This window comes from Paenibacillus sp. FSL R7-0163 (genome assembly GCF_037969975.1).
Lineage (GTDB): Bacteria > Bacillota > Bacilli > Paenibacillales > Paenibacillaceae > Paenibacillus_AQ > Paenibacillus_AQ odorifer.
In genome coordinates this window covers 6,397,084-6,421,829 of record NZ_CP150224.1, presented here as the reverse complement: position 1 = coordinate 6,421,829, position 24,746 = coordinate 6,397,084, and the positions used below count along the sequence as shown (strand labels likewise).

At 44.8% G+C, this 24,746-nt stretch carries 24 protein-coding genes; 1 reads left to right on the top strand and 23 read right to left on the bottom strand.

Features of this window, described 5'->3' with window-relative positions:
• Window positions 1-7 precede the first annotated feature (7 nt).
• The 7 genes from NST45_RS28235 to NST45_RS28205 form a co-directional block, all read right to left on the bottom strand.
• A complete protein-coding gene (locus NST45_RS28235; RefSeq protein ID WP_076274849.1) occupies window positions 8-1,582 on the bottom strand; it encodes a diguanylate cyclase in 1,575 nt (524 codons plus the stop codon).
• Between the two features lie 83 nt (window positions 1,583-1,665).
• Entirely contained in the window at window positions 1,666-2,187 is a 522-nt protein-coding gene (locus NST45_RS28230; RefSeq protein WP_036682157.1) for a YcxB family protein, read from the bottom strand.
• A 131-nt stretch (window positions 2,188-2,318) separates the two neighbouring features.
• On the bottom strand, window positions 2,319-2,567 hold the full coding sequence (locus NST45_RS28225) for a type B 50S ribosomal protein L31 (RefSeq protein WP_036682161.1): 249 nt from the start codon (window positions 2,565-2,567) through the stop codon (window positions 2,319-2,321).
• Between the two features lie 223 nt (window positions 2,568-2,790).
• A complete protein-coding gene (locus tag NST45_RS28220; RefSeq protein ID WP_339824341.1) occupies window positions 2,791-3,270 on the bottom strand; it encodes an SDR family oxidoreductase in 480 nt (159 codons plus the stop codon).
• Window position 3,271: 1 nt separating this feature from the next.
• Entirely contained in the window at window positions 3,272-3,583 is a 312-nt protein-coding gene (locus NST45_RS28215) for an SDR family NAD(P)-dependent oxidoreductase (RefSeq protein WP_339824339.1), read from the bottom strand.
• 13 nt (window positions 3,584-3,596) lie between these two features.
• On the bottom strand, window positions 3,597-4,367 hold the full coding sequence (locus NST45_RS28210; protein WP_076274850.1) for a class III extradiol ring-cleavage dioxygenase: 771 nt from the start codon (window positions 4,365-4,367) through the stop codon (window positions 3,597-3,599).
• On the bottom strand, window positions 4,364-5,017 hold the full coding sequence (locus NST45_RS28205; protein WP_036682167.1) for an alpha/beta hydrolase-fold protein: 654 nt from the start codon (window positions 5,015-5,017) through the stop codon (window positions 4,364-4,366). Before NST45_RS28205 ends, NST45_RS28210 begins: the two co-directional genes overlap by 4 nt.
• 143 nt (window positions 5,018-5,160) lie before the next feature.
• Here NST45_RS28205 and NST45_RS28200 point away from each other — a divergent pair, with 143 nt between their 5' ends.
• Window positions 5,161-5,712, top strand: a complete 552-nt coding sequence (locus NST45_RS28200; protein WP_036682170.1) for a helix-turn-helix transcriptional regulator — start codon at window positions 5,161-5,163, stop codon at window positions 5,710-5,712.
• Between the two features lie 6 nt (window positions 5,713-5,718).
• On the opposite strand, the gene NST45_RS28195 is transcribed toward NST45_RS28200, so the two are convergent.
• From NST45_RS28195 to NST45_RS28120, 16 genes are all read right to left on the bottom strand, one after another.
• Window positions 5,719-6,570 (bottom strand): diguanylate cyclase, encoded by an 852-nt coding sequence (locus tag NST45_RS28195; protein WP_036682174.1) that lies wholly within the window; start codon window positions 6,568-6,570, stop codon window positions 5,719-5,721.
• Complete coding sequence (locus NST45_RS28190; RefSeq protein ID WP_081389318.1) at window positions 6,560-8,656, bottom strand: cellulose biosynthesis cyclic di-GMP-binding regulatory protein BcsB; 2,097 nt, start codon at window positions 8,654-8,656, stop codon at window positions 6,560-6,562. The genes NST45_RS28195 and NST45_RS28190 overlap by 11 nt, the downstream gene beginning before the upstream one ends.
• 52 nt (window positions 8,657-8,708) lie before the next feature.
• Window positions 8,709-9,959 carry a glycosyltransferase family 2 protein gene (locus NST45_RS28185; protein WP_036682179.1) on the bottom strand — a complete coding sequence of 417 codons (1,251 nt, stop codon included), beginning with the start codon at window positions 9,957-9,959 and terminating at the stop codon, window positions 8,709-8,711.
• A gap of 28 nt (window positions 9,960-9,987) precedes the next feature.
• Window positions 9,988-11,538 (bottom strand): hypothetical protein, encoded by a 1,551-nt coding sequence (locus NST45_RS28180; protein ID WP_076274851.1) that lies wholly within the window; start codon window positions 11,536-11,538, stop codon window positions 9,988-9,990.
• On the bottom strand, window positions 11,535-13,088 hold the full coding sequence (locus NST45_RS28175) for a hypothetical protein (protein ID WP_076274852.1): 1,554 nt from the start codon (window positions 13,086-13,088) through the stop codon (window positions 11,535-11,537). Before NST45_RS28175 ends, NST45_RS28180 begins: the two co-directional genes overlap by 4 nt.
• A gap of 31 nt (window positions 13,089-13,119) precedes the next feature.
• Window positions 13,120-14,274 carry a glycosyl hydrolase family 8 gene (locus NST45_RS28170; RefSeq protein WP_235219466.1) on the bottom strand — a complete coding sequence of 385 codons (1,155 nt, stop codon included), beginning with the start codon at window positions 14,272-14,274 and terminating at the stop codon, window positions 13,120-13,122.
• 169 nt (window positions 14,275-14,443) lie between these two features.
• The gene (locus NST45_RS28165) at window positions 14,444-16,489 is read right to left on the bottom strand and encodes a catalase (RefSeq protein ID WP_339824335.1); all 2,046 of its coding nucleotides are present in this window, start codon (window positions 16,487-16,489) and stop codon (window positions 14,444-14,446) included.
• Window positions 16,490-16,625: 136 nt separating this feature from the next.
• A complete protein-coding gene (locus NST45_RS28160; RefSeq protein ID WP_076099735.1) occupies window positions 16,626-17,639 on the bottom strand; it encodes a potassium channel family protein in 1,014 nt (337 codons plus the stop codon).
• An 87-nt stretch (window positions 17,640-17,726) separates the two neighbouring features.
• Window positions 17,727-18,119, bottom strand: a complete 393-nt coding sequence (locus tag NST45_RS28155) for a DUF350 domain-containing protein (protein ID WP_038573772.1) — start codon at window positions 18,117-18,119, stop codon at window positions 17,727-17,729.
• Window positions 18,116-18,709, bottom strand: coding sequence for a hypothetical protein (locus tag NST45_RS28150; protein ID WP_232061559.1), 594 nt, complete (start codon window positions 18,707-18,709; stop codon window positions 18,116-18,118). The genes NST45_RS28155 and NST45_RS28150 overlap by 4 nt, the downstream gene beginning before the upstream one ends.
• A 69-nt stretch (window positions 18,710-18,778) precedes the next feature.
• Window positions 18,779-19,981, bottom strand: a complete 1,203-nt coding sequence (locus NST45_RS28145) for a glutathionylspermidine synthase family protein (protein WP_339824333.1) — start codon at window positions 19,979-19,981, stop codon at window positions 18,779-18,781.
• Entirely contained in the window at window positions 19,978-20,667 is a 690-nt protein-coding gene (locus NST45_RS28140) for a hypothetical protein (protein WP_036682194.1), read from the bottom strand. Before NST45_RS28140 ends, NST45_RS28145 begins: the two co-directional genes overlap by 4 nt.
• 28 nt (window positions 20,668-20,695) lie before the next feature.
• The gene (locus NST45_RS28135; protein WP_036682196.1) at window positions 20,696-20,914 is read right to left on the bottom strand and encodes a hypothetical protein; all 219 of its coding nucleotides are present in this window, start codon (window positions 20,912-20,914) and stop codon (window positions 20,696-20,698) included.
• Between the two features lie 67 nt (window positions 20,915-20,981).
• Window positions 20,982-22,337 carry an MFS transporter gene (locus tag NST45_RS28130; protein WP_256715491.1) on the bottom strand — a complete coding sequence of 452 codons (1,356 nt, stop codon included), beginning with the start codon at window positions 22,335-22,337 and terminating at the stop codon, window positions 20,982-20,984.
• A gap of 92 nt (window positions 22,338-22,429) precedes the next feature.
• Complete coding sequence (locus NST45_RS28125; RefSeq protein WP_076105081.1) at window positions 22,430-23,464, bottom strand: sugar diacid recognition domain-containing protein; 1,035 nt, start codon at window positions 23,462-23,464, stop codon at window positions 22,430-22,432.
• Window positions 23,465-23,573: 109 nt separating this feature from the next.
• Window positions 23,574-24,725, bottom strand: coding sequence for a glycerate kinase (locus NST45_RS28120; RefSeq protein ID WP_339824331.1), 1,152 nt, complete (start codon window positions 24,723-24,725; stop codon window positions 23,574-23,576).
• Window positions 24,726-24,746 lie beyond the last annotated feature (21 nt).

The window sequence follows — 24,746 nt, the reverse complement described above, 5'->3', positions numbered from 1 at the left end:
GATGTTCTTATCCCTTTACTGTTTCTCTTATGATCGGTTCACGACCTAACGTAACTCTGTTCTTCCCTGTATTCTTAGAGTGATATAACGCTTCATCCGCTTCCCGATATAAATCTTCGAAAGTCACCTCTCTACGCTCCGTAAAAGAGATTCCGATACTTGCGGTAAGATGAATGCTATCCTGTTCATTCAAGATTATCGTGTAATCACTCATCATTGTACGAAAATTCTCTGCTTCTTTTAAGGCTGCACATTTATCTTCAGCGAAAAAGCATACGGCAAATTCCTCGCCACCTACTCTTCCAGCAATACCTTTATTCTGGTATACCTGAAGTATTTTATTCGAGAAATCAACTAACGCCTGATCGCCCGCTAAATGACCATAAGTATCATTAATTAATTTAAAATCATCGATGTCAAATAACAGCAGAGCCAACCCTAATCCATCCGGGATCGTTTGATTCTGGACCCTTTGCATGAAATGCCTGCGATTATAAAGCCCTGTCAGATCGTCAACCGTTGCCTGATAGACCAGCTCACGCTCATACCGCTTCTTCTCACTATGATCACTAAACACAATAAGCATACCCTTATTCTCTGTTGTCGCATGTTCCGTAGCAATTAAAGAAACCCCATAACAGAGCTCCCCTGCGCCAGAACAAACTACCTCAAACTGTCCCTCCGTCCTCTGACTGTAATGAGCTGCAATGTCTTTGTGAGACTTCATAAAAAGATCAAAGTTTTTTCCCATCCAGTTATCGTTCGCTATTCCGGTAATGTCGTATAAAATAGCAGTCGCCGCATCATTTATGCCAATGATATTATCATAACGGTCAGTCAGAACTACGCCGTCTTTCATGTGCTCTAGAATTTTGTTTTTGGTTAGAGGGAAGATGGTTAATTTGGAGCTAACAAAAAGTGCGAAATAAGCCGCTATAATCGCAGGCAAATAAGTAAACGCCGTAAAACCTGTAATGGTAATCTTCAAGAGGGGAAGTAAAAAGACGGAAATAACCGGAACTAGCAAACCCGCCAACAGCAGCAAATTAGTCCGCAAATAAACTCTCGGGGTATTCAGTAGGGAAACTGCCAGCAAGCAGACTGCATATAGCCCAAAAAGCTGATCATACGCAATAAAAGCCATACTAAGGAGCGTAGGCTTTACAGCAATTCCACTAACACCCGCGACCGTCAGGACGGCCACTTCACTGCGCATCAGATGATGATAGCTATCCGTAAAAATAAGAAGTACATCCATAACAATAGGGATAGAGAAGATGGCAAGCTTCACGGGCAGGCGCCCTGTGGAGGGAGATACGTATTCTTTTACCACAGCATAAGTAAAGAGCGCACTAAAAAAAAGCGGAGCCTGCTGCACATTCTTCCACCACAGCTTAGACTGAAAAGAGGGTGACATAATCTCTCCGGCCGTTGCAACAAATATAAGGCTGACTAACAGCATTAAGATCCACAAATAGCGTCTGCCTGCTAACTTACGGTGCCGATAGGAGCTGACGCCCATGTACAGACTTAGAACACTGCCCATTAATAAGTAATACGGATATCCCTGAATCCATGGCATGCCATATTTCTCCTATTTTTCAAGTCACTCCTATCATTATAGCCTAATCCTTGGTACAAATGAATCAACAATAACAGCACATCTTATGCCTTAAATTTCACCCGATTGGAGAACATATATTTTCTGGCTAAATCCTTAAATGTTATTTTATCTTGTGCCGATTCAAAGAAACGTTTAGGGATAATCAGCGCTCTCTGTGTGGACACAAAAAACACAAACAAGTTCGTAGTTTCACCTATCTTATGTATCTCTTCCCACTTCACTTGTCCAGTGCCCGCTTCGGAAAGATAAGATATGCCTTCATCTGAAATCGTATAATTTTGCGGTTGCTGAATTAGGCTATCTGTTTTGAACGCCTTCTTGGATTTTTTGATCAAGCTTGCCTTGGTCATATACCATAAGACAGCGGCAAGAATTATAGCAGTCACAGCCAGGATTGAGATGCTTTGAGTACTGTAATCCTTAGTAATTAATAACAAAATCATAAAGTAAGCGACTACGCTAAAAGAGTTGAGTATAATCCGGCTATTCAAGCTAAACCATAAGTTAAACTCCTGAACGTCTTCACTCTTTAGGACTGTATCTACTTTTATTACATTTTCCATCACTGATCGCTCCCTCGACGCCATGTATATTTTTAAATTCATCTCATTTTAACATGCCTGAACACAAAAAAGGGACATCCCCGAAGCGATTGCTTCTACATGGGTTGTCCCTCTTCAATCCGTAAGGATTCTTATTTCTTTTGTGCAAGACGTTGTTTGAACTTGTCAACACGGCCGCCTTGTTCTGTATCTCTTTGTTTACCAGTGTAAAATGGGTGGGATGCGGAACTTGCGTCCACACGGAGCACTGGGTAAGTGTTGCCGTCTTCCCATTCCATAGTTTCATTGGATGATTTAGTAGATGCACTCAAGAATTTGAAGCCTACGCTTGCATCCAAGAAAATCACTTGGTTGTACTTAGGATGTATGCCTTCTCTCATTCTAATCGTCCTCCTTCTGAATAAATTCGTGGAGCCTTTATGGTAAATTATCCAAATGATCTGTAGGTTTATATATAGTATAACCTAATAAACGTAGGAAAATTCGTAAATCTTACGATTTAGACCACCGCTCCATCATACGCTTATTTAGAGCACAAAGCAACTAATATTGAAATTACTAATATTTCCATAACCTTTCAAAGCCTACCCATAACGCCGGAGGTTAGAGCGATTTCACCATTCCTCCATCGACTAAAAGAGATTGTCCCGTAACATAAGTATTCGCAAAAGAGCCTAGAAAAACAGCAGCCTTGCCGAATTCTTCGGGCGTGCCCAATCTTCCTAACGGGATTTGCAGCAGCGCTTCCTCTTGAATCTGCTCCATAGGGATCCCCTCGGCTTGTGCACGTTTGCCGTCTAGTTGAAGAATCCTGTCGGTTGCAATACGCCCTGGAGCGATCGTATTAATTAAAATGCGATCCGCAGCCAGCTCAGTAGCCAAGCTCTTGGTCAAGGCATACACGCCAGCGCGAAAAACATTGGAAAGAATTAGTCCCTCAATAGGCTGCTTGATAGAAATCGAGCTTATATTAACGATTCGCCCTGCCCCAGAAGAGCGCAGATGCGGCAGTGATTCACGGATCAAACGAATGGTGCTCATCAGTGTGAGCTCAAATCCTTGGTTCCAATCCGCGTCTTCCATATCAGCGAAACCTCCGCCATGAGGCCCCCCCCGCATTGGTCACTACAACATCAAGCCCACCGTTTTGGGCTACAACCGTTTGAATAGCATGTACGATATCCTCTGGGACAGTCACATCCATCTGAACAATGTTGACCTGCTGTCCTGTGGCTGCCTGAATCTCTTTCTGTGCGTCTACAAGCTGCTCCATACTCCTGCTGGCGATCATTACCTTCGCCCCCTCACGGGTGTACTCCAGCGCAGTTGCGAGTCCTAACCCTTTACTTGCTGCGGCTACAAAAACTGATTTCCCACGAAGTCCCAAGTCCATCATTAATGCCTCCTTCTTAATTAAACTCCCAACAGCTAAGACTTAAATTGCCATACTGATAACTTCGGTGCAGCAGCTTCGCTTCTTTCCCTTTATCGCCAGCTCCCATAGCTATTATCAGAGGGATAAAGTGCTCATTAGTCGGCACAGCATCAATACCATAGGGAGCAAGCTCCTGATAGCTAAATAGTGACTCTGTATCCCAAGCTTCCACCCTGTGCTGCAGCCAGTCATCGAATGTCTCCGCCCATTTCTCGACGTTCTCCATTCCCCACTTCACGCTACGCAAATTATGGACGGTTCCACCACTGCCAATAATCATAATATCCTGCTCACGCAGCTCAGATAAAGCCTTACCCATTAAATATTGCTGTTCATTGGACAGCTCTCGATTAACTGACAAAGACACGACAGGAATATCTGCATTCGGATAGATTAATTTAAGAATAGCCCAAGCTCCGTGATCTAGTCCACGCTCTGTATTTAATTTGCTGACAATCCCATTCTTGTGGAACAGAGACATAATTTGCTGTGCAACCTCATTGTCTCCTTTGGCAGGATAAGTCATTCGATACATCTCATCTGGGAAGCCATAGAAATCATAGATGGTGTCGAAAGTCTCCATAACTCCAACCGACTGTGTGTGTTCTTCAAAATGTGCAGAAAATAGAACAATCGCTTTAGGTTTGACATTCCTCTCAGCGAGATCCCCAAGAAATTTCGTATATGCATTGTTATCAAGTACCAGAGAAGGAGCACCGTGGGCAATAAAGTAAGAAGGTATCATAGTTTATCACTCCCTAAGTTCTGCAGTAACCAAGCGATCAGGTCCTGCTGATTCTGCGGTAATACACCATGATCCGAAGGATAAGTTTTAAAGGTTAATAATGGGGTTAGACCTTCGAAATAAGCGGCTGTTTCTGTCCCCACTGAAATTGGAAATACAGAATCATATTCACCATGCGAGATGAATACCGATACCTCCTGCACACTCTTCAGCTCATAATCTGTCTTCACAAACCCCGGAACATAACCGTTCAGCGCCACAATTCCCCGAAGCGAATTCCCCATTGTAAGAGCGAGTGTCATGGACAAAATGGCTCCTTGACTGAAGCCAAGCAGATAACGGTGTTTAGCATCTATAGGATATTTGTCGGTGGCGTATTCGATAAACTGCTGCAATTGCGATACAGCCTGATCAAACTGCTCACGGATGGGATGACCTAGACTTTTGAGATCATAATATTGAAATCCAGCCCCTAAAATCATATTTCCCCGAATCCCGATAATAATAAACTCTTCAGACAAGGGCTCGACAAGTCCGAACATATTCTTCTCATTGGAACCTTTGCCATGCAAGGTGAAGATAACCGGATAAACCCGATTCACATCGTAGCCGGAAGGTAGACTGACATCATATATATAAGGTGCCTTCATACTAAACACTCCTTCAAAATATTTGTAATACAAAAATAATATTTGTAAGGATAATATTATAAACCTCTGGCTAGTATGTCAATTAATAATTTGTTAATATAAAAATATATTTGCTATTACTAATATTAAAAGGGGCTTTACTTATGAATATAGGTTCAAACATTCGTACAATCCGTAAAAGAAAACATATAACGATTGCCCAAATCTGTGAAACTACTGGCCTGTCACAAGGTTTTATGAGCCAGGTTGAGACTAATAAGACCTCTCCTTCGATCGCTACCCTTAGCCTGATTGCTGATGCACTGAACGTTCCGTTGGCTTATTTGCTGTTAAAAAAGGAAGAGCGGATGCAGGTGGTACGATCCAAGGAGCGGCAAATCACCAGCAGTGGAAGTGATCGACTGCAAGTTGAACATTTAAGCTCGGCAGGTGGTGTACGAATGGTGCTTGTCCATTTCCCTCCGGGTACTTCTACGGGTGAAACTCCGCAGGCGCACGAAGGCAAAGAGGTCCATTTAGTGATAAAAGGTGAGGTTTATGCGGAGCAAGGTGAAGATTTCGGGATGTTCCAAGCGGGGGATTCCTTTAGCTGGAATGCCTGTGTGCCACATCTGGTCATAAATAAAGGCGATGAGCCGGCAAGCGTGCTCATCGCCATCCATACAGAGGCTGATAGTGAAACTGTTGATTTTTAAGCTGGCCTACACGTCGTACTCCAGCTGTTTTTTGGCCTGAACAATGAAATCCAGCGGATTCTCAATCGTGCCGGCTTGGTATTCGACCGCCCCAATCTTAAGACCCAGGCTGACCTTATATTTTCTGGAGAAATTATTGTCATTCAACTCCTGAAGCTTGAGCTTAATCCGCTCGATCACAATCTTCGCCCCATCGCTGTCCGTGAACAGCAGCAGGCCCCATGTTGCTTCATCCTTATCTAGCAGATAGAGTGCATCATTGGTACGAATACTCGCCTGACTAAGCTGAGACACATCATAGATAGCTTCTGCCAGCTGATCTTCAGGAATGATCCGTCTGATCTCTTTCCAATACTTCACCTTCACCACTAGCAGGGTGAGCGGAATCTGATAGCGGGTCGAAATGCTTGTAAATAATGTAGCATCCGTCTGAAAAGAAATACTGTTCCGCAAATTTGTGTTTTCATCGACGATAGCCATATTGGCAGTCTTTTTGCGTAGCTGCTCATTCTCCACCTGCAAATCACGGCTGCTTAAAGTGAATACCCATAGAACGACCGTTAATAGCGGAGTCATAATTAACCAGAAATAAGTATTCAGGCTAATCGTTTCCCCTAGCGTTATCGTCTGGTACATCGTGTAGAATCCGTAAGCAAAGATAAACACCAGATTCAAGACCAGACCCGCAGTGACCGTTGTAAAATACGTAACAATGGCCAGAATAAAAGCCACCGTTAAAATGATAATATTCTGGAGGTAATCATCCGGTGCCCCGGCAATGAAGACGATACAGAGGAACGATAACACCAGGAATGATAAGAGAGCGATGTCCGACACTAAGCTGCGATTACGTCTCACGCTTATCACCACGTTTCTTCATGTGTTTGCGAAGCAGTAGGATCAGCGATAGAACTACCAGCGTCAGCACCAGTAAAATCACGATGATAAAACTGAGTACATCCGACCGTTCCATTATTTTCTGGGCCACAGAGTCCTCGGCTGCTCCAGTGATCGTTTTGAAACGGTGTGCGCTGACATTACCGTCTTTATCAACGATTGCACCATCGCCAAACACCTTCCACTTGTCCCGTTCTGTAGCGAGCAGCTTCGATCCTAAGTAATACTCTTCCGAGCTGACTCCCGTAACCGCGAGCAATGCACGTCCCGCCTCAAATGGCGAATCAATCAGCTGCAGTGTTCCGATTCGTGCGCCGTATTGCTCTTCAATACTCATTTTCTCATTGGAGCGAATTGTGGTTCCATCTCCGTTATATTGAAAATAAAGCTTAGCATTCTGATCACGGATCACCTTATTATTCTTATAAGCACCAATAACGATGATATTATTATTTTTCAAATGATCGGCACTGACGGTATCGGTATAGAACTGGATGTTCCCTATATTTCCGCTGGCATATTTACCAAGCAGATTAAAGATATTCGATACACTTAAATAGGCGTAATCATCCATTTGTTCGGGCAGTACAACCGCCACATGATTATAGATCCCATCGCGGATGAACGGATATGGATAGTTATTAAATAAGAGATCTGTGCGATCCTTCGTATTCAGCTGCATTACAGAATCTTTACTGATATAAGCCCACGGCATTTGATCCCGATCGATAATACATCTGGCTCCTTCGATCTCCAAATCAAAAGCCACTGTCACCGAGAAATTTCCGGATATATTCAAGTTCTGAGGCACCGAGAGATTAAGAATATCGCCATTCGCCAGTTCCTTGGTCAGCTTCTTACTGCCAATCGGAGTATTATTGATGCTCACGGTAACCAATGAACGAGTAAAATCCAAATTCTGTGCATAACGGAAATCCAGGCTGATTTTACCGGAATCGGCAATCGAGCGGTTCGCTGGCAATGAAATAAAATACGTCTGCTCCTGATGATGTGCCCCGGTCAGTTTATCACCTGTTTCAGTGAACGTGATGTTAGAGCTAATCGAAAGCGCAGGTGCTGACACTTCTGTAGCATCCGTTACTGTTTTCAGATCACTAGTGATCTGCCCGATCAGCTCTGGATTAGCAATCAAACGACCCGCTTTAATCAGCAAGTTCTCATCCTTCGAGGTTACAACCAAGGTGGGCTGGGTATCCTTATTCACTAGCTGGAGCAACGCGTGCGTACCCAAATCTTCAGTGGAGCTTAGCTGAGCTTTCAGCCCGCTTGGTACTCTGTCATACATAGCTACCAGTACAACTGCGGCCTTATTCTGCACAGTGTCTGCCCGGTAGGGAAGCAAGGGAATAGTCTTATCATTTAACGTAATCCCCTTAACAAACCCGGAGAGCGCATAAGTGGCTGCTTCCATTTCTGCCGCCGTGCTTTTGTCCGGTACAGTCAGAATACTCTGATTCTTCGTTAAGGTATCTATCCCGGCGAATCGCTCGCTGAAGTCACTGATCCCTCCACTCAAGGGCTTTGCGGTATAAATCACGTTAACACTGGACGTATTGAACAGATGCAGCCAATTATCCGACGTTTCATCGACCGAACAAAAGAGGTCATCTTGACGATCTGTCTTTAAATAGCCCTGAATGCCCAGCGTATTCGTCCCTTTTTTCAGAAACCCCTTGGGCGCCGCAAGGGTCAACAGCTGTTCGCCGTTGTCTTGTAGTGACGGACGAAACGTATAGAACGGGCTGCCGTTTAGCGTTAAGGTAACACTAGAAATCTGCTCTTCGGTAATTTGTGAAATTTGAAAATGCAGTTTGATCTTTACTTGATCCACATTCCAATAATCCAGAACCTCAAAATATTGCTGCTGGGCACTCGAACCTGTTAAGGACGAGTCTGTTCCCGTAAATGAGGTTGTATAAGTAGACTTATGATCCTGCGGCAACGTCTCTGCGGCAGCAGGATGGATTGGAATTAACAAAAGGGAGAGGCAGGTTAACAGTATAACCAGCTGTTTTTTTATCTTCATGTTCTGTTTCTCCTGTGATTACATTTTTCTCATATGACTTTTTGGTGCCTCGTTAGTAGCGCTCCGTCTTATACCATTTGGCTTCTCTTTTGAAGATGAGGTCTTTCAGGTATAGATATAATCCGTTAGCCGCGACAACCATCCACAGCTGGCAATAAGACACATACATCAACATTACAATCCCTAGATTGGACAAGCTCATCTCGCCCTTTTCTGTTGTTAGCGTAATGAAGGTCCCCACAACGAATAAAATAATAGCGAGCAGCCATAAGAAATTACTAAGACCTGCAATAGTAGTATGCACATAACCCAAAGCATGCAGGATCAGCAGCACATCCGAGGTGATTAACGACAGCAGCAACAAGAAGTAAATGGATAGAAAATAAAGAATATCGAACCGCACCTTTGCGGCCGATTTATTGAACAGCAGCGGGATATTTTTGACAATGACATAAATATTGCCCTTCGCCCAGCGGGTTCGCTGCTTGAACCAGACCTTCAGGGTCTGTGGTTCCTGCTCCCACGTGACGGATTTGGGCTGGAACTTGATTTGGTAACCCATCATATAAATCCGGAAGCTGATTTCTGTATCCTCGGCTATCGCTTTGACATCCCAGCCACCGATGCTTTCCACAATAGACCTGCGCATAATGAAATTTGTTCCCGGAATAGTGCAAAGCTTGAACAGCTTCCAGCGCCCCGCTTGAGCCATCCATTGAAAGGATAAGGTCTCAATATTAATGAACCGGGTCAGTAAACTTGCATCACGATTACGGGTCCGGAACTTCCCAATCACCGCACCGAGGCTGGAATCATGCATGATCTCAGCAACCAGATAACGCAAAGCTGTTTTCTCCGGAGTATTGTCGGCATCATAAATGGCGATTAGCTCCCCTTTACAGCTGGTAAAGCCTATATTCAAGGCATTGGATTTGCCTTTGCCTCCTGTAACTGCATCCGTATTAATGACTACCAGCTGACGCCCCGGATTTCGGGATTGTATGCCCGCAAGCAGCTCAGCACTGTTATCAGAGGAATTATCATTAATCACAATAATCTCATACCGATCTTGCGGATAATCCAGCGCCAGCAGAGATTCAACCGTCTTACAAATCACTACCCCCTCATTGTGAGCGGGAACCATAATTGAAACAAAAGGATATTCACCCTCTATCTCTGGTATGTCCTCATTTTCGGATTTAATGTAATATAGATAGCCCGCGATAATGAGGGTCACATTCACCAGCAGCAGAGACCAAATACAGATCACCGCAATCACCATCAGCACGTCTGAAATCGTCATAGGGTCCTCCAAATCACGATTAGTTGTCTCATTTCAAAAACTTTCTGCGATATAACCGGTATCCGATCATCAACAATCCGCCAAACAGCAGCAGAGAAATCATGATCACAACAATAAAAAATTGATTCTGAATATTAAAAAGTCGGGTGAAGCTCTTTTGCTGCTCCTCTGTGTAGCGATAATCGCTATCTACTGTTTCCGGTGTATAGTCCAGGCTTAGAGGTTGTCCATTAATAGAAATCATTCCATCTAGTGAGGAGATTGTGTTCTGATCAGTAACGACCTGGTGCTCTTCTTGCTTATAATCGGCAAAAGAAACCCAATTCCGTTCCAGACTTTGCAGCATTTCTTCAAGCTGACGCTCATCCTCGGGCATGTCGACGGTGATTACAGTATCCATCGGCAATTGCGGTATCACTTTATTGGATGTAGGCAAAGCCTGAAGAAATTCCAACGGAACGCTATATAAAGAGGATGGAAAGGATCTTGAGGTGTCGCTCTGCTCCATATAATCAATCTGTTCATCCGGATATAACACCACGGAATCAAAAAAGCTCATCCCCGCTTCTGAATACTCCTTGTCATACGACCAATGCATTTCCGCCCCGACTCCAAGCGGCCCAAGCCCGTTTTCGGCCAACAGATTGATGAAATCATTCATCTTTCCTTTAAGCGTATGGTCACTGGAGCTTATCGTTGGCATCACCACTGGGGCATTGACCAGAATGCTTCCATTGCTGGATTGCACACTTTTCATGGCCACTAAATAACGCTGCATGGCGGGATAATCGGTATTGCTGAACACAGGCCGCACACTTGCAAGAAACGGAATCCCCAGTTGATACAGCCGCTCACCCGTTTCTGCCAGCAGTCGCAGATCGGAGAAAGGATAGATTTCTTTGATCGCAAGGTACATTTTAGGAGCAGCAGTGATATGGAGCCAATCCTTCAGAACATATGCCATCCCCAGCGTACTGACATTCCCTTGTTCAAAATATGGGGCATATGTATCATTCCCCTTACTCACAGCGTACGGTGCTTGCAGACCCTCCTCCGCAAAAGAGAGTTTCCCAAAGGATTTGAACGCCTGACTCGCTGCAATATAAGGCATATCCTGCACCTTAGCTTGAATTCCGGAGAACTGTCCAATTTCGAGCTCAGCACTCCCGTCATAGATCACATCAGTGGTTAGCTGTAACGCCTTCATTAGACTAGCAGGTGGGTTGTACCCAATATGCAAATACTGCCCCTGATAATGCTCCCAATCCTCTATATAGGATTTATTCGTGATCGAAATATCCGCTTCGTTACGGACCATGATCACTCTGGAGTAATTTTTCAGCATCCCCTGCTCGTATTGATCTAGGCTTCGAAGTGTAACCTTTGTCGAGTAAGCTGCCAGCAGACGTTGAAGTTCAGTCACATTTCCATCCTTAGCGGTCCCCTTGGCAAGGCTGTCATAGAGCAGTAAGACTTGTTGTGGCGATGCAGCAGATTGAACAGGAGTGGCGGGAAGCAATAGGATGGTTAAGCTCAGCGTCAGCAGCAATATACAGTATAAGATCCCTCTGCGCTTCAAACACTCACATCCTTTTGAGACTTTGTATATGGACTAGAAGTGGTGGAACTCTCGTTAACCGGCTTTTTACGATTTTTGGAGAATCTGCGTCCGATCACACTAGATACTGTCAGAAAGGTCACCAAATCAAAAGATAAAGTGAACAAGAATTCATGCTTGGAAATGTCGGCATCACCAGCACCGATAATCGATACAAAAATGCCTGAAAGACCAATGCCTATCGTAGCGACAATCAATACCATCCGCTGCAATCCTCTAAAATTACGTGCCTTAATGGCTGTTACGAAGGAAGGCATATACAGACCGATGACAAGCACTGTCCAAAGGAAGATAAAACCTATCGTTCGTGGTGCCAAAGCCTTTTTCAGCTGACTGTATCCAGTAAAAAAGTGACTCTGTGCTCGAAATTCCTTCCCAACGGATTGCTCGTAATTGCCCATCGCCGCTGGTTTGATCGAGAATGCACTTTGAGCAGCTACATTAAGAATCGAGTTAAGCTGATCCGGATTCGATATATAGTATTTAAGGATCGAAACAAATCCGTAACGACTGTAAAAGTTCTCTTGGAGGATCGGTGAATTCACATCAATAGTTCCGTATTTCTCGTAGTAAATGCTATTCTTCAAGATGGCATATTGTTCATTAATATCGAATGACTTCAGTGCCTTCTCCGGATCGGAGGAATCCTTCAGCACCCCGCGGGTCATGGCATGGAACTGGTTAATATTCACGAACTCATCCGAGATATTCAAATAGGTGAACACACCCGCGAACAGGATCAAAGCAAGGGAAACCATTGTCAGAATGCGAAATATTTTATCCCTGCGAATCCAAAGGAGCGAACACCCCAGAACCGCAATGATTATACCCACTGGCGCATTTTGCTGCTTGGAAGTAGTCAGGATGATCGTACTGATCAAGAACAGGGCCAGCAGCACATAGTCATTGTATCTTTTTTGATATAACAACAACCAAGCTGCGAACATAGTAATCATCGTGATCATCACGACGCTCTCGCCGTAAAAGGAGTTGAAATAAGCGGTATACCCGGTATCTCCAAATATAAAAATAGCAATACCTGCAGTGACCCATCCCTGCTTGCGGGTCATCCCCCATGTAACAGCCTCTATTAATAAGTAGATCGCCGCAACATATAAAATCGTATAAATGACTGCTTGAAACCGGATATCGAAAACCTCGCTGCTAAAAAACAGCTTATTAAGTCCAATGGCCAGCTTGATAAATAGGGACTGCGAAGAAAATAATGTCGCGCCATTCTCATTAAAATATTGAAAGATTCCATATTGCTTTACAAAATAACCAAAGTATTGCTCGTCATAATCCGGCAGATTGAAATAAATTCCGTTACTATAGATGCTGCGAAAAAAATCACCATTATCCGCCATTCCGACATACGGGGCGGTAAATAAGGCTATGATGGTTATAAGCAACACTCCAACAGCAGTGATAAAAGCCGGGGACAATGGCAACGGTAGGTTAGCGAGTGTCATCCCCTGCCTCAGAGGTGATTTCACCGTGTTGTTTATCATGCAGATTCACCTTCGTTACTATAGGTTTAAATTAATAGACATAGGCCAATGATGCCATCAGATTATCAAAGGAATAGGCTTGGCCACTAGCTACATCGCCGAAGCCTCCATACAGTGAGCTGCCGGCATCGGTTATTCTGAACTCGTTCATTCTTTCAATGCTTTTGCGATAGAGTGCATCGTCTCCGATCTCGGCACCAATCATAGCCGTAATAGCGTAAATGGCTGTTGAGCGAATATCGTTAAGCGGCTTTCCCTCACGCGAATATTGTCCATATAATGTGCCAGCTTCGACCTGCTGCTTGATATAATCAATGCTGGAGGATTTCTGCTGGTCTACCTCTGCCAAAGCCAGAATAGACAGTAGCGATTCTACTGTATTGATATTCTCCGAAGTATAGGTTCCACTCTCATAATTAAACCTTGTTTCATAGAAGGGAAACTCATCTGATAAATATCCATCTTTCAGTATAACGCTCATATTATTCAACAAAAATTCACGAGATTCTCCAGAAACCGACAATTTTCGCATTGTACCTAAATCAATATAACATAAAGTAACGAATGTGTTGGTTTTTTTGTAATTTTCATCATAGAAGTCATACATATATCCATTTTTTACATTATAGTTATAAAATCTTTCACCATACTTATCCGCTTCCTCTGTATAGTGTTTATCCCTAAACGTATCCCCCGCTTCATAAAGCGCACGAATGATACGTAAGTCATCAACGGCAGCATTCACAGGATATAATTTCTGCTGTTTAGGGCTATATCGGTAGCTAAAACCGCCCTTCATATCAAAGGTTTGCTTAGCCAGCGCCCATTCTTCTGCAAATCGCTCTTTCTCACCACTCCGTACGGCTGCCAGCATCCTCAGAGAGGCAGACTCACTTAGAATCTCATGGCCGCTTGCCGCTTCCCCGGATTGCTCTGTTTCAATTAAATTCGTATAAACACCGGACGAGCCGGTAAGCTTCGTAACAATAAATTGCTCTAAAGCATCCAATTCCTGTGAATGGTCCCCCACATCATTATTAGCCGAACCCGTAGGATTCGGTGGCTCTGTTGTATGAACATTCGCGGAGGGCGAGGGTGTTGATGCCGGCGTTGCTGTTTGCTCGCATGCTGTTAATGCTGTAAAACCTATAAGTACCACTACAGCAACAGCTATCTCTTTCCTCAAAAAATCACCTCCCTAAGCATCTGCTTATATTGCCTAGTATTATCTATAACGGTAATATACATCACATACTTAATCCAAATGTTAAATTTATGAAACTATTAGATGGAAAAAAGAGGCATCCACACGCCTTCTGACGAGCAGACCCCTCTTTTTCTATCATCTATTTACTTTATTCCATACGTTCCCAAAAACGATGGGCAGAAATGGCCGCAACGAAGCTAGCCGCAAAAACTTCCCCACCATCGCCTATTACGACGCCCGGACTGCTTCTGTGTTCATCTGTTGCAAGCAGCTCAGCAAGTGTTGTGGTCATCGCGATGGGTTTAAAATGTGCATATGCTTGGTTGAGGAATAGCGCTGCATCTTTATGGAATTTCTTGCGCTCTGCATTTCCACCAGCCGCATAAATCGCATCGAAGAGCACCGAATCTGTAGTGGATAAGGTGTGGATGACTTCAAGCTCTGTGCCGTTTGAGCCTTTAATAAATCCAAGCTTATCACTGATTAGCTCCGGTTGAATCCCAGCTCCCATAAGCGTGTCCAATACAGGCATTACCGCAGCTTCATCAAAACCATCCCCGATAATCACGCCTACTTTCCGCGTGTTAGGATGTTTTTTCGTATTAGCTTGACTTAAGGCTGGGGAAGCTTGAGTGACCTCAGAACCGCCAACTTCTGGAGCCACTATTCCAATGGCTTCTGCCACAGGTACAGCAAGCTCGGAGGTAATGTTAGCAAGCATATTTACGACCTGCTGTCGGACCGACTTACTCTTAACCTTTCCAAGCTCAAAAGAATAAGCTTCGATAATATGCAATTGTTCCGGAGGGCTCATACTATTCCAGAATAACTTGGCTTGTGAAAAATGATCCTCAAAGCTTTTACTCCGGCTCCGTACCTTACGGCCCTCAACCTTTTCTTGATAATGCACATAACCGCCTTCAGCCTCTGGGACAGGTCTCGGTGTATTTTGGGCCAGAGAATTATTATGATAACTCACAGTGCCCTGATTAATCGTCTGCCGCCCATATCCGTCACGCTGGTTGTTGTGGAAAGGACACACCGGTCTATTAATCGGCAATTCATGAAAGTTAGGACCCCCAAGCCGAATCAGCTGTGTATCCGTATAAGAGAATAGTCTGCCCTGAAGTAGGGGGTCATTGGTGAAATCAATACCAGGCACTACATGTCCAGGGTGGAAAGCCACCTGCTCCGTTTCGGCAAAAACATTATCCACGTTGCGGTTCAAGGTCATTTTCCCAACGATCTGCACGGGCACGTCTTCCTCTGGCCATAGCTTTGTAGGGTCCAACACGTCGAAATCAAACTTGAATTCATCTTCTTCACTAAGAAGCTGAATGCCCAGCTCGTATTCCGGAAAGTTGCCAGCTTCAATCGATTCCCATAAATCACGTCGGTGAAAGTCAGGGTCCGCTCCTGATATTTTCTGTGCTTCGTCCCACACCAAAGAGTGTACACCAAGCACTGGTTTCCAATGGAATTTAACAAAATGTGCTTTCCCCTGCTCATTGATCAAACGGAAGGTGTGAACTCCAAACCCTTCCATCATCCGGAAGCTTCGCGGAATGGCGCGGTCAGACATCAGCCACATCGCCATATGGGCCGATTCCTGGTTATTGGCGATGAAATCCCAGAAGGTATCATGGGCTGATGCCGCCTGAGGCATTTCATTATGCGGCTCCGGCTTAAGCGCATGCACTAGATCAGGGAACTTAATCGCATCCTGTATAAAAAAGACCGGCATATTATTGCCTACCAAATCATAATTGCCTTCTTCGGTATAAAATTTGGTCGAGAAGCCCCGGGCATCCCGCACAGTTTCGGCTGAACCCCGTGATCCTGCTACCGTTGAGAATCGGACAAACACCGGGGTCTTTACGGACGGATCTTGAAGGAATTTCGCCTTCGTATATTCTTTCAACGATTTATATACTTCAAACTCCCCGTGGGCGGCAAATCCGCGTGCATGCACGATCCGCTCAGGAATCCGCTCGTGATCGAAATGGGTCATTTTTTCCCGAAAATGAAAATCCTCCAGCAAGGTTGGCCCCCGGTCACCGGCTTTTAGGGAGAACTCATCCTCGGACACTTTCAATCCCTGATTGGTTGTTAAAGCGTGACCTTCGTCCTTACTGCGAAACTGTTCCAGATGCTCATTTTTGCTATTTCCGTTCACTTTTTGCTGTTCACTCATTAACAATGGCTCCTTCCGAAAGGTAGAGTAACGATAATATTCATCTCTTACCCTTAAGGAAGGAACGGCAAACAAAAAGAAGCGGAATTCCGAGAAGCCCTTCTCCCGAAAATCCGCTTACTCGCTTATCTCTGACCTAACCTTTAATTCTCCGGTACGTCTCTTCATCCGAAACAATATATAATCTAGCCTCTTTAGGAATAGGCTGGCCCAGCTTGCGATTGATGCTAAGGTCACTACGATCCGAGAGTAAAGTTGCACCTTGAAGGAGCAATTCCTGAAACGCCTGCCCATAGGTCTTCCATGCACTATTCACTGGAATCTCATAAATATCATCCCCATACTGGCGGCTCAGCAGCTGCGTAATCACCTCTGAATTCCCCTCTTGTAGAGCGGATCGGACAGCCAATCTAGAAATGGCATCATGCGACAGAACGAATTCATTGACCTGAACATGCCTGAAATTCTGTATATTCTTCTCCTGCATAATTTCTACGGTAGTATGTACTTGTGGCGCTATGCGCTCAATGCTGGAGGCGATAAGCAGAGACTTCCCGTCAATTAGCGATGCTTCATCAATCCGTGTGTCTCCGAACACAATGGCTGCCCGGGCTTCGTGTATGTTAGCTTTAAGGAGAATCTCATCGCTGGAAGCATCACCGCTCACAAAGTGGACCTGTTCCATATGCTCCAGCGGATGCCGTCCTATCTCATCAATGATGACGATATGACATTTAGGTGAATAGCATAACACCTCATCTACCGCAGCTTGTGCTTTCTTACTCCAATTGATTAATATCACATGATCCTTTCCCCGGAAGCTCAATGTTCCTGCTCCTCTCCTTCTCTGCACTTCTGCAATAGAGTCAATGACCTTGCCAATAACCAAGCTGAGAAGACCAATCCCAAAAATATACAGAAACATGGTGAATAGCTTACCAACTACAGTCTCGGCAAAATAATCCCCATACCCAACGGTGGCCATCGTTGTCATGACCCAATAGAAGGCATTAAACCAGTTGTGGAATGTACTCGGTTCAAGCAGGTAAGCTATCGATGCGCTAAGAATTATAAAGATCAAAATAATCAAACCGATCGACCGTTTGCGTAAACGCATCATCCTGGTGGATATTCTCAGAAAAAAATGCATCTGCCATCCCTTCCTCACATTAATAAAGCTGCCTCTCGAGGTTATTACTGAGGGCAGCCTTATCCATGTTCATCTGCGATTTTTGATCTAAACAATCAAACTGCTGACTGCAAACGCTGTGCCGATAAACACCAAGCAGAGCATAGTGCCTACTGCCACATTGCCTTTTTCCAGATGTTCTGAAATTTTAAAGCTTGGGGTCGCCAATTCAAAAATCCAGTAAGCAGCGATGAGGCACACATAACCGACAGCAAACCAAATGATCATATGCAGAATAGAGGTATTCGTATACGCCGCTACTCCAATGATAATTGCTGTGGCGAGAAATTTGCCGCCAAGCGCTAGAGCTACAGCCACATTCCCTTTTTTCAGCTCTTCCATATCCTTGAACGGGGTCATCAAGCCAAAGATAACCATACCCAACAATTGCAGAAGAATAATCACAAATATACTGACTATCAAATTAACAACAATCGTCACTTTGCCCACCCCCGAAATTTCGCATATGCCGAGTCATAATCGGCGAAATCATGTACTTCCTCAAGGACTACGGAAGCGGTCTTTTCTTTCTCTAATGCTGCATAACGCTCATCGTCTATCGGCTGCTTGATCCGGTTGCCGGAAGGCAGCTCAAGGACGGCAAAGTTTCTTGTCTTCTCATTATATTTTGTCTTGTATACTCCTACAAGATCAACATCCGTAGTTACCGATACCTTAAGGTTGGTAAGGTCCTCTACTGCTGTTTTTTCATCGGGATACGATTTAATGGTCGTCCAGGAAGATAGGCGGACTTCATTGCGCTGGTCAGCATCTGTGATCAGCTCAGCGTCCATGAACTGCAATGTCCATATTTTATCGCCAGTAGCATAATTCTCATCATTCGGCAGCAGCTCATTATCCGGCAACACCGTCATATCGCTGCCAATTAGATCACCTACAGTACTCTCCACAACCCGGTAATCCCAAGGTACCCGTGCAACACTATCAGAAGTTTCGGCAGTGCCTGAATCAAACACACTCCCCTGATTACTGGAACATGCACTAAGCAGCAGCACCGTTAGAAGCATCATACATAAAGCGCCGATCCGGGCCTTTACTAATCTAGTAGACGACTTGTTTATAGCCTTACTTTTATCCAACTATCTCACTCCCAACGCGATAAAATGACTGGCATTGCCCGTAATCAGTCCGCCAGCCCGGCCGAGCAGCCCACACGGTTTCCCATTAATGACGAACATGCCTGTCAGTAGGTGGAATTCACCTTCGGCGGTGTGTATTCGGGCTAGTTCAGCTCTTTTTTGATATACAGAGGGAAAAAGCTGACTGCTATCATAACCCTCTTCGTCCTCAATTTCCAGAGTTCCACTATCGTCAAAGAGACGTACAGAACCGCCTTCGCGGCCAAATACAGATTTGGACACAAAGCTGCCAGAGAACACAGGCTTATTATAAGTCGGCAAAATATAACGTGAGATCGCCTCACGCTCTTCATTGTCAAATAATAAGCCAAGCTCATACATTCCCCACACAGCTGCAATCAATCCCTTAGACTGCAACAGGATACTGTGAGGTCCATTAAAAAGCTGAAGATTTCCCTGCTCAACGGCATAGGCAAGTGCATCTCCACCTTCATCGACGGCCATCCACTCTTTAGGATATAGAGCAAACATCCGCTGTATCACCCGGTCCTCCCCATCCTTCAAAATGCCCTCATCGACCCACAGGTCGAGGCAATCCACACACTGAATAGTAAGTCCGCTATGTCTGACCAAGGCTTCAATCGTACCTGAATCTTCAAGATGGGAACCATAAGCAACACAAGCTGCGGTATCTGGACGTTCTATCTGCCATGCTGCGGCAAGTTGTTCCTTCATCGCATGATTTGGACTAGCCACACCCGCCTGTTCACAGATCCAAGGTGTTGCTATGGAAGCCTCCACATAACCTGTAGGTGTATCGGCATTCAGTTCCAGAAGCTTGATGGTTCCATCATGAGCTATCGCAAAATCGAACCTTGCATACCGGCTGATTAAGCCTTCTTCCGGAATAGGAGACCCATCAAGCATCTCCCAAAGAACAGGGGGAATGCCCAGTAGCTCATACAAATCGCGTTTTAGATGTATATACCGAACCGCCTTATCGAGGATATCCCAAAGCTTTGCGGAGGCTTCCTCAAGCTCCTTGTAAATGTCGCTGCGCATCACAGCTATTGCATCCATCCAATACTCTTCTTCCTCTAGATCTGCCCAAGTGAACCCAAGCTCATACAGCGCTTGTACCCGTGGGCCCCGCTCCAGATCAGACAAATCCAGGATCTCAAACACGCTCTGCTGATCACTCATCCGCCGAAACCACTCTTGCTTGAACCTGATCTCGATGAAGATTTCGAGCCTGAGCTTGATTTAGAGTTCTTCGAAGAGTTTAAGCCACTGGAAGTGCCCCCGATTCCGGTCTTCGAAGAGGAACCCCTTCTCGTGATGGAACCCGTGGATGAGGTTGAGGTTTTAGGTTTCACTACAGAACCGGGCACCTTTTTATTCTGAAACTTTTCGCTGCTATAAGTAGGTGGTTTATAAGTGGTTCTCGTGCCTCCATAATAGGTAGGACGGTCCTTAGCCCATCCTCTGGAAGAGTAATTGGCACCACTGTTAAACAACATGTGATACAGAAGCAAATCCGTCCAGCCAAAACCTGAATGATAACCGCCATAGTTATTCACTACCGTTGTTCCGTTTGAAGTTACTACGCCTTGGCCTTGCTCCTCTACCTCTTTCGTACCTTCTTCGGGGTAGGGAATATTCCAATCCACATTTTTATCAAAATAAGCTTTAACCTCTTCATTAGACCAAGAGACTAGCTGTGGTTCGCCCGCAGAAGTATTCGCGCTAGCCCCCGCTCCGCCAGGAATAAACATAGCATTCGCTAATAAGGCTATGCCTAGCGATGTTGATAATACACGGATGGGTTTGCCATCAGCGGTAAATAATTTTGATGCAGGCAATTCCTTATCCCTTTCTTCTTTAGCCATCGTAAGGTTCTCCTTCCCTGATGATCTTCTATCCCTCAGTGTGCATCGGAACAAGCAAAAGCTCCAGCTTGCCTTCATCCACATTCAGCCGTCCTTCAACCGCTTCATATTCCTTACTGCCCACCACTATATAATTGACATGTTCAAGTGCAGTTATCATATTCATGCTCCACGTACGCTCTTCAATCACTCGTAGATCACCTTCTGGCATTTTTTCGATTAAAACTACACTCATCCCGTTATCCATTATTACCATTCCTTCCTTATATCTGCTATAGCATCTGATACGTTTTTATCACCTTTTCGTTTCAGTTCTAAGCTTGTATAGATTGCCCAGTATTACTTTTGGAATGAGAACGTCTATATAAAAGGAGAACTCCTAACGAACACAAGCTGACAAGGAGCAACAGTCCGTATACATGCTCATATGCTTTTGCCGGCGCAAGATCACGCTGAGCATGCAGCAACAGCCCACAGACCGCAACAGATACAGAACCTCCAAAGAACTGAATCAGTTGTAAAAGCCCCATACCTGAACCAATCCAAGTTCGCGGAAGAACCCGAGAAGCTTCATTATTTAAGGATGCCATTGTCGCCGAGAAGGCAGGAGAGAAGCAAAGATAACCAAGCAGAAGAACTACAGGAGATACAGAAAGGTTCAGCGCAAATGCAGCCATAACAGCGGCAAGGATACAATGTCCTATGATTAAGAAGCGCAAGTTGCCATACCGGTCAATAAAACGTCCAACAAAACGGGTAAGAAATGCGGATAATAACGCACCAGGTGCGATAAACAAACCAATCATCAACGCCGATTTACCAAATAGATTAGCGAGCACAAGCGGCATCAGGAACAAATTCCCCAAGTTCAGCACCAGAATACAAAAGCCTATGGTAACTAGCTTCAAGTATCCCGGCATTTTTAGCAACTGCGGGTTAATAAAGGATTCCTTCGCCTTCTTCAAATACCAAGCGTGCACGATAATAGATACTATGCCCACTGCTAACCATACCAGAGATTGGGTAGTTACGGCTACCAGCAGACTTGCCGCATTTACAACGGTCAACGCCGCCCCAATAACATCAAAGCCTGCAGGCTGAGGCTGTTCCTTAGGTAATAACCGCAGCAGCACTGGCAATACAACAAGCACAAGGCAAGTAATTCCGAATAACCCATTCCAGCCAAAATACTGACTGATGACGCCACCGAAAATAGGGCCCAACCCAAAGGCCATTGCACTCCCTGCGGAGATCATGGCGATAGCCGCACCACGTCTTTCAATAGGCACATAACGGCTGGCCAGTACGAGACCCAATCCAGCCATCGCACCCGCGCCGGCAGATTGTACTATTCTCGTTATCAATAATGTATTAAAGTCATGCGCAAATAATCCAAACACTGAGGCTAACCCAAGAGTAATTAAGCCAACGGTCAAAAGTCTCCGAATCGGCAATACGTCTGATAAGCGGCTATAAATAACCGTCGATAAAGCATATCCAATCGAATAGCTCGAAATTACCCATGAACCTAGATCAGCAGAAATTTGGAGATCCTGAATAATGGTTGGAAGTGATACATTAAACATCGTTGTGTTCATCACTACGATAAAAAGGCACATGGTCCATAATGGCATGACTACTTTATCATTCATTACTACTTTCTCATTCATTCCTATCCATCCCTGTCCTAATTTATCTATACAAGCTTATCTAAGTTTATGCCTATAAAATCAGGATGGCAATTGGAATAGGGGGATTTAAATTACTTCCGCCACATCAATCCGCACAACAATTCAAACAACTCCATGTAGTTGCGTGGATTTTTGCCCGTCAATGTATGAATGCGATTAAGCCGGTAGTTCAGTGTATTTCGGTGAATATTCAGCTTCTGTACAGTACGATTATGGTCCCCATTCTCAGCAATAAATACTTGCAGCGTTTCAATCAGGCCTGTCTTATCGCCCGACTGATCCAGCAGAGCATAAATCGTTCCGGGCCGTTCAGCACCGTCATAAGAGAGATGAATCAAGAATTTTAGTTCCTCATAAGTGTACAGTTTCTTGAGCGGGTCGACTCTGCTGCCAACACTAATCGCCGCCTGGGCCTGTTCAAGTGAATAAGCAGCTAACTCCGCCGCTTCGCCAGAACCTATTCGCCCCACATTCGTACATGAATTTAGTTTTCCTATAAGCTCTTTATAAAGAAAAGCATCCGTTATGAAAAAAACCGCCTTATCATTCTCCAAATTCCAATAATGTGGATAAGACCTAAATACATTTTTGAATTCTTTTCCGTTCACATCGCCTTCCACAAGGATCGCCCAGCATTTTTTCTTAAGGTCAAGCCCATAGCTGCCCGCCCGTTCCAGAAACTCAAGATCATATGCTTCTTTACGATAAGACAATTCATGATAAAATTTCACACGTTTTACTCGCTCATCCTGTTCCAGCTTGTTCCTTGCTTCCTGCTCAATAAGTAATATAGTAGTGACTCTGACCAGCTTACTAAACGGCCTAACCTCATCTGGATGTCCCGTAATACCTACCACACCCAAAACTTTATGATCTATAATAATGGGTTCATTCACCCCCGGCTTCATGCCGCTGCCATCCTCGTACACTTCAAAGACCTGCCCACTTTGAATGGCTATTCTCGCTCCCTCATGTAAAGTTCCGACCCGTTTCAGATCTCCGCTCCCTACAATAAAGCCGCTCTCATCCATAACATTAATGTTATAAGGAACTACGCTCATCATTTCTTGTGCTATTTGTCCTGCGAGTGATTTCGATATCTTCATGACTGTACCTCCTGTTCCTTTATATTCTACTCAGAAAGCTTCTACCTTAAAAAAGAAAAAAGGGGCTGACTCCGTTCAGTCAGCCCCTCTATCACCTTCTATAATTCAATCAGCCTCCTTGGTTCAGCATGGCTAACCTAGCTACATTCTCAGCCGTTCTTTCCAGGTTCTCTTGCCCTTTATTCAAAGCATCCTCCAATGAAGCTGCGCCTGGCATAATGCCAAAAATAGCATCGATCCCTTTATCATACAGCACTTCCGTCTGATCGCCGATCCGTCCCGCGAAGGCCAGTACGGGTTTATTATATTTCTTAGCTACCTCAGCAACGCCAAGCGGGGTCTTGCCATATTGGGTCTGGAAATCGATGCTTCCTTCCCCGGTCCACACCATGTCCGCCTGCTGCACCTTTTCTTCAAGTCCAGTATAGTCGATCACAAGCTCAATGCCCTTTTTTAATATTCCGTTTAAGAACACTACCAGTCCTGCCCCAAGTCCACCCGCTGCACCAGCTCCAGGCATATCTATAATATCGAAACCCAATTGCTCTTTGATGACACTCGCATAATGATGCAGATTACTGTCCAGCTGTTTGATCATATCTGAAGTAGCCCCTTTTTGCGGACCAAATACATTGGAAGCCCCGGTCGGACCACATAATGGATTCGTAACGTCGCAGGCCACTTCAACCTGTACATCCTTCAGGCGAGGGTCAAATCCACTCAGATCAACACGGGCTAATCTGCCAAGCTCACCACCACCAAATAACAACTCATTGCCTTCGGCATCCAGCAGCCTGCCGCCTAATGCCTGCACCATCCCGGCGCCTCCGTCATTGGTGGCACTGCCACCGATACCGATCAGCAGCTTGCTGACCCCACGATCCAGACATGCTTTGATTAACTGTCCTGTCCCGTAGGTGGTCGTAATCAATGGGTTACGTGTCTCAGGGGATACCAGCTGAATGCCACTCGCACTAGCCATTTCCAGCACCCCTGTCAGCCCGTCTCCTGTGATTCCGTAGGATGCGCTAACTTCATTGCCCAGTGGCCCTTTAACTTTTGTTATATATACTGTACCTTCCGTTGCATCGACCAAGGACTGCATCGTTCCTTCGCCGCCATCTGCCATGGGTACATGAATACAAGTAATATTAGAATTTACTTTATGAATGCCTTTTTCCATGGCTTCACAAGCTTCTTTGGCTGTCATGCTTTCCTTGAAAGAATCCGGTGCCAATACGATGACAAAGTCTTTATTCATAGAATATCCGTCCCTTCTAGT

What these genes read in the sequence shown, in the direction of transcription:
- NST45_RS28235 (WP_076274849.1), bottom strand. Translation starts at nt 1,582, where the DNA reads ATGCCATGGATTCAGGGATATCCGTATTACTTATTAATGGGCAGTGTT.
- NST45_RS28230 (WP_036682157.1), bottom strand. Translation starts at nt 2,187, where the DNA reads ATGGAAAATGTAATAAAAGTAGATACAGTCCTAAAGAGTGAAGACGTT.
- NST45_RS28225 (WP_036682161.1), bottom strand. Translation starts at nt 2,567, where the DNA reads ATGAGAGAAGGCATACATCCTAAGTACAACCAAGTGATTTTCTTGGAT.
- NST45_RS28220 (WP_339824341.1), bottom strand. Translation starts at nt 3,270, where the DNA reads ATGGAAGACGCGGATTGGAACCAAGGATTTGAGCTCACACTGATGAGC.
- NST45_RS28215 (WP_339824339.1), bottom strand. Translation starts at nt 3,583, where the DNA reads ATGATGGACTTGGGACTTCGTGGGAAATCAGTTTTTGTAGCCGCAGCA.
- NST45_RS28210 (WP_076274850.1), bottom strand. Translation starts at nt 4,367, where the DNA reads ATGATACCTTCTTACTTTATTGCCCACGGTGCTCCTTCTCTGGTACTT.
- NST45_RS28205 (WP_036682167.1), bottom strand. Translation starts at nt 5,017, where the DNA reads ATGAAGGCACCTTATATATATGATGTCAGTCTACCTTCCGGCTACGAT.
- NST45_RS28200 (WP_036682170.1), top strand. Translation starts at nt 5,161, where the DNA reads ATGAATATAGGTTCAAACATTCGTACAATCCGTAAAAGAAAACATATA.
- NST45_RS28190 (WP_081389318.1), bottom strand. Translation starts at nt 8,656, where the DNA reads ATGAAGATAAAAAAACAGCTGGTTATACTGTTAACCTGCCTCTCCCTT.
- NST45_RS28185 (WP_036682179.1), bottom strand. Translation starts at nt 9,959, where the DNA reads ATGACGATTTCAGACGTGCTGATGGTGATTGCGGTGATCTGTATTTGG.
- NST45_RS28175 (WP_076274852.1), bottom strand. Translation starts at nt 13,088, where the DNA reads ATGATAAACAACACGGTGAAATCACCTCTGAGGCAGGGGATGACACTC.
- NST45_RS28165 (WP_339824335.1), bottom strand. Translation starts at nt 16,489, where the DNA reads ATGAGTGAACAGCAAAAAGTGAACGGAAATAGCAAAAATGAGCATCTG.
- NST45_RS28160 (WP_076099735.1), bottom strand. Translation starts at nt 17,639, where the DNA reads ATGCATTTTTTTCTGAGAATATCCACCAGGATGATGCGTTTACGCAAA.
- NST45_RS28150 (WP_232061559.1), bottom strand. Translation starts at nt 18,709, where the DNA reads ATGATGCTTCTAACGGTGCTGCTGCTTAGTGCATGTTCCAGTAATCAG.
- NST45_RS28145 (WP_339824333.1), bottom strand. Translation starts at nt 19,981, where the DNA reads ATGAGTGATCAGCAGAGCGTGTTTGAGATCCTGGATTTGTCTGATCTG.
- NST45_RS28140 (WP_036682194.1), bottom strand. Translation starts at nt 20,667, where the DNA reads ATGGCTAAAGAAGAAAGGGATAAGGAATTGCCTGCATCAAAATTATTT.
- NST45_RS28135 (WP_036682196.1), bottom strand. Translation starts at nt 20,914, where the DNA reads ATGGATAACGGGATGAGTGTAGTTTTAATCGAAAAAATGCCAGAAGGT.
- NST45_RS28130 (WP_256715491.1), bottom strand. Translation starts at nt 22,337, where the DNA reads ATGAATGAGAAAGTAGTAATGAATGATAAAGTAGTCATGCCATTATGG.
- NST45_RS28125 (WP_076105081.1), bottom strand. Translation starts at nt 23,464, where the DNA reads ATGAAGATATCGAAATCACTCGCAGGACAAATAGCACAAGAAATGATG.
- NST45_RS28120 (WP_339824331.1), bottom strand. Translation starts at nt 24,725, where the DNA reads ATGAATAAAGACTTTGTCATCGTATTGGCACCGGATTCTTTCAAGGAA.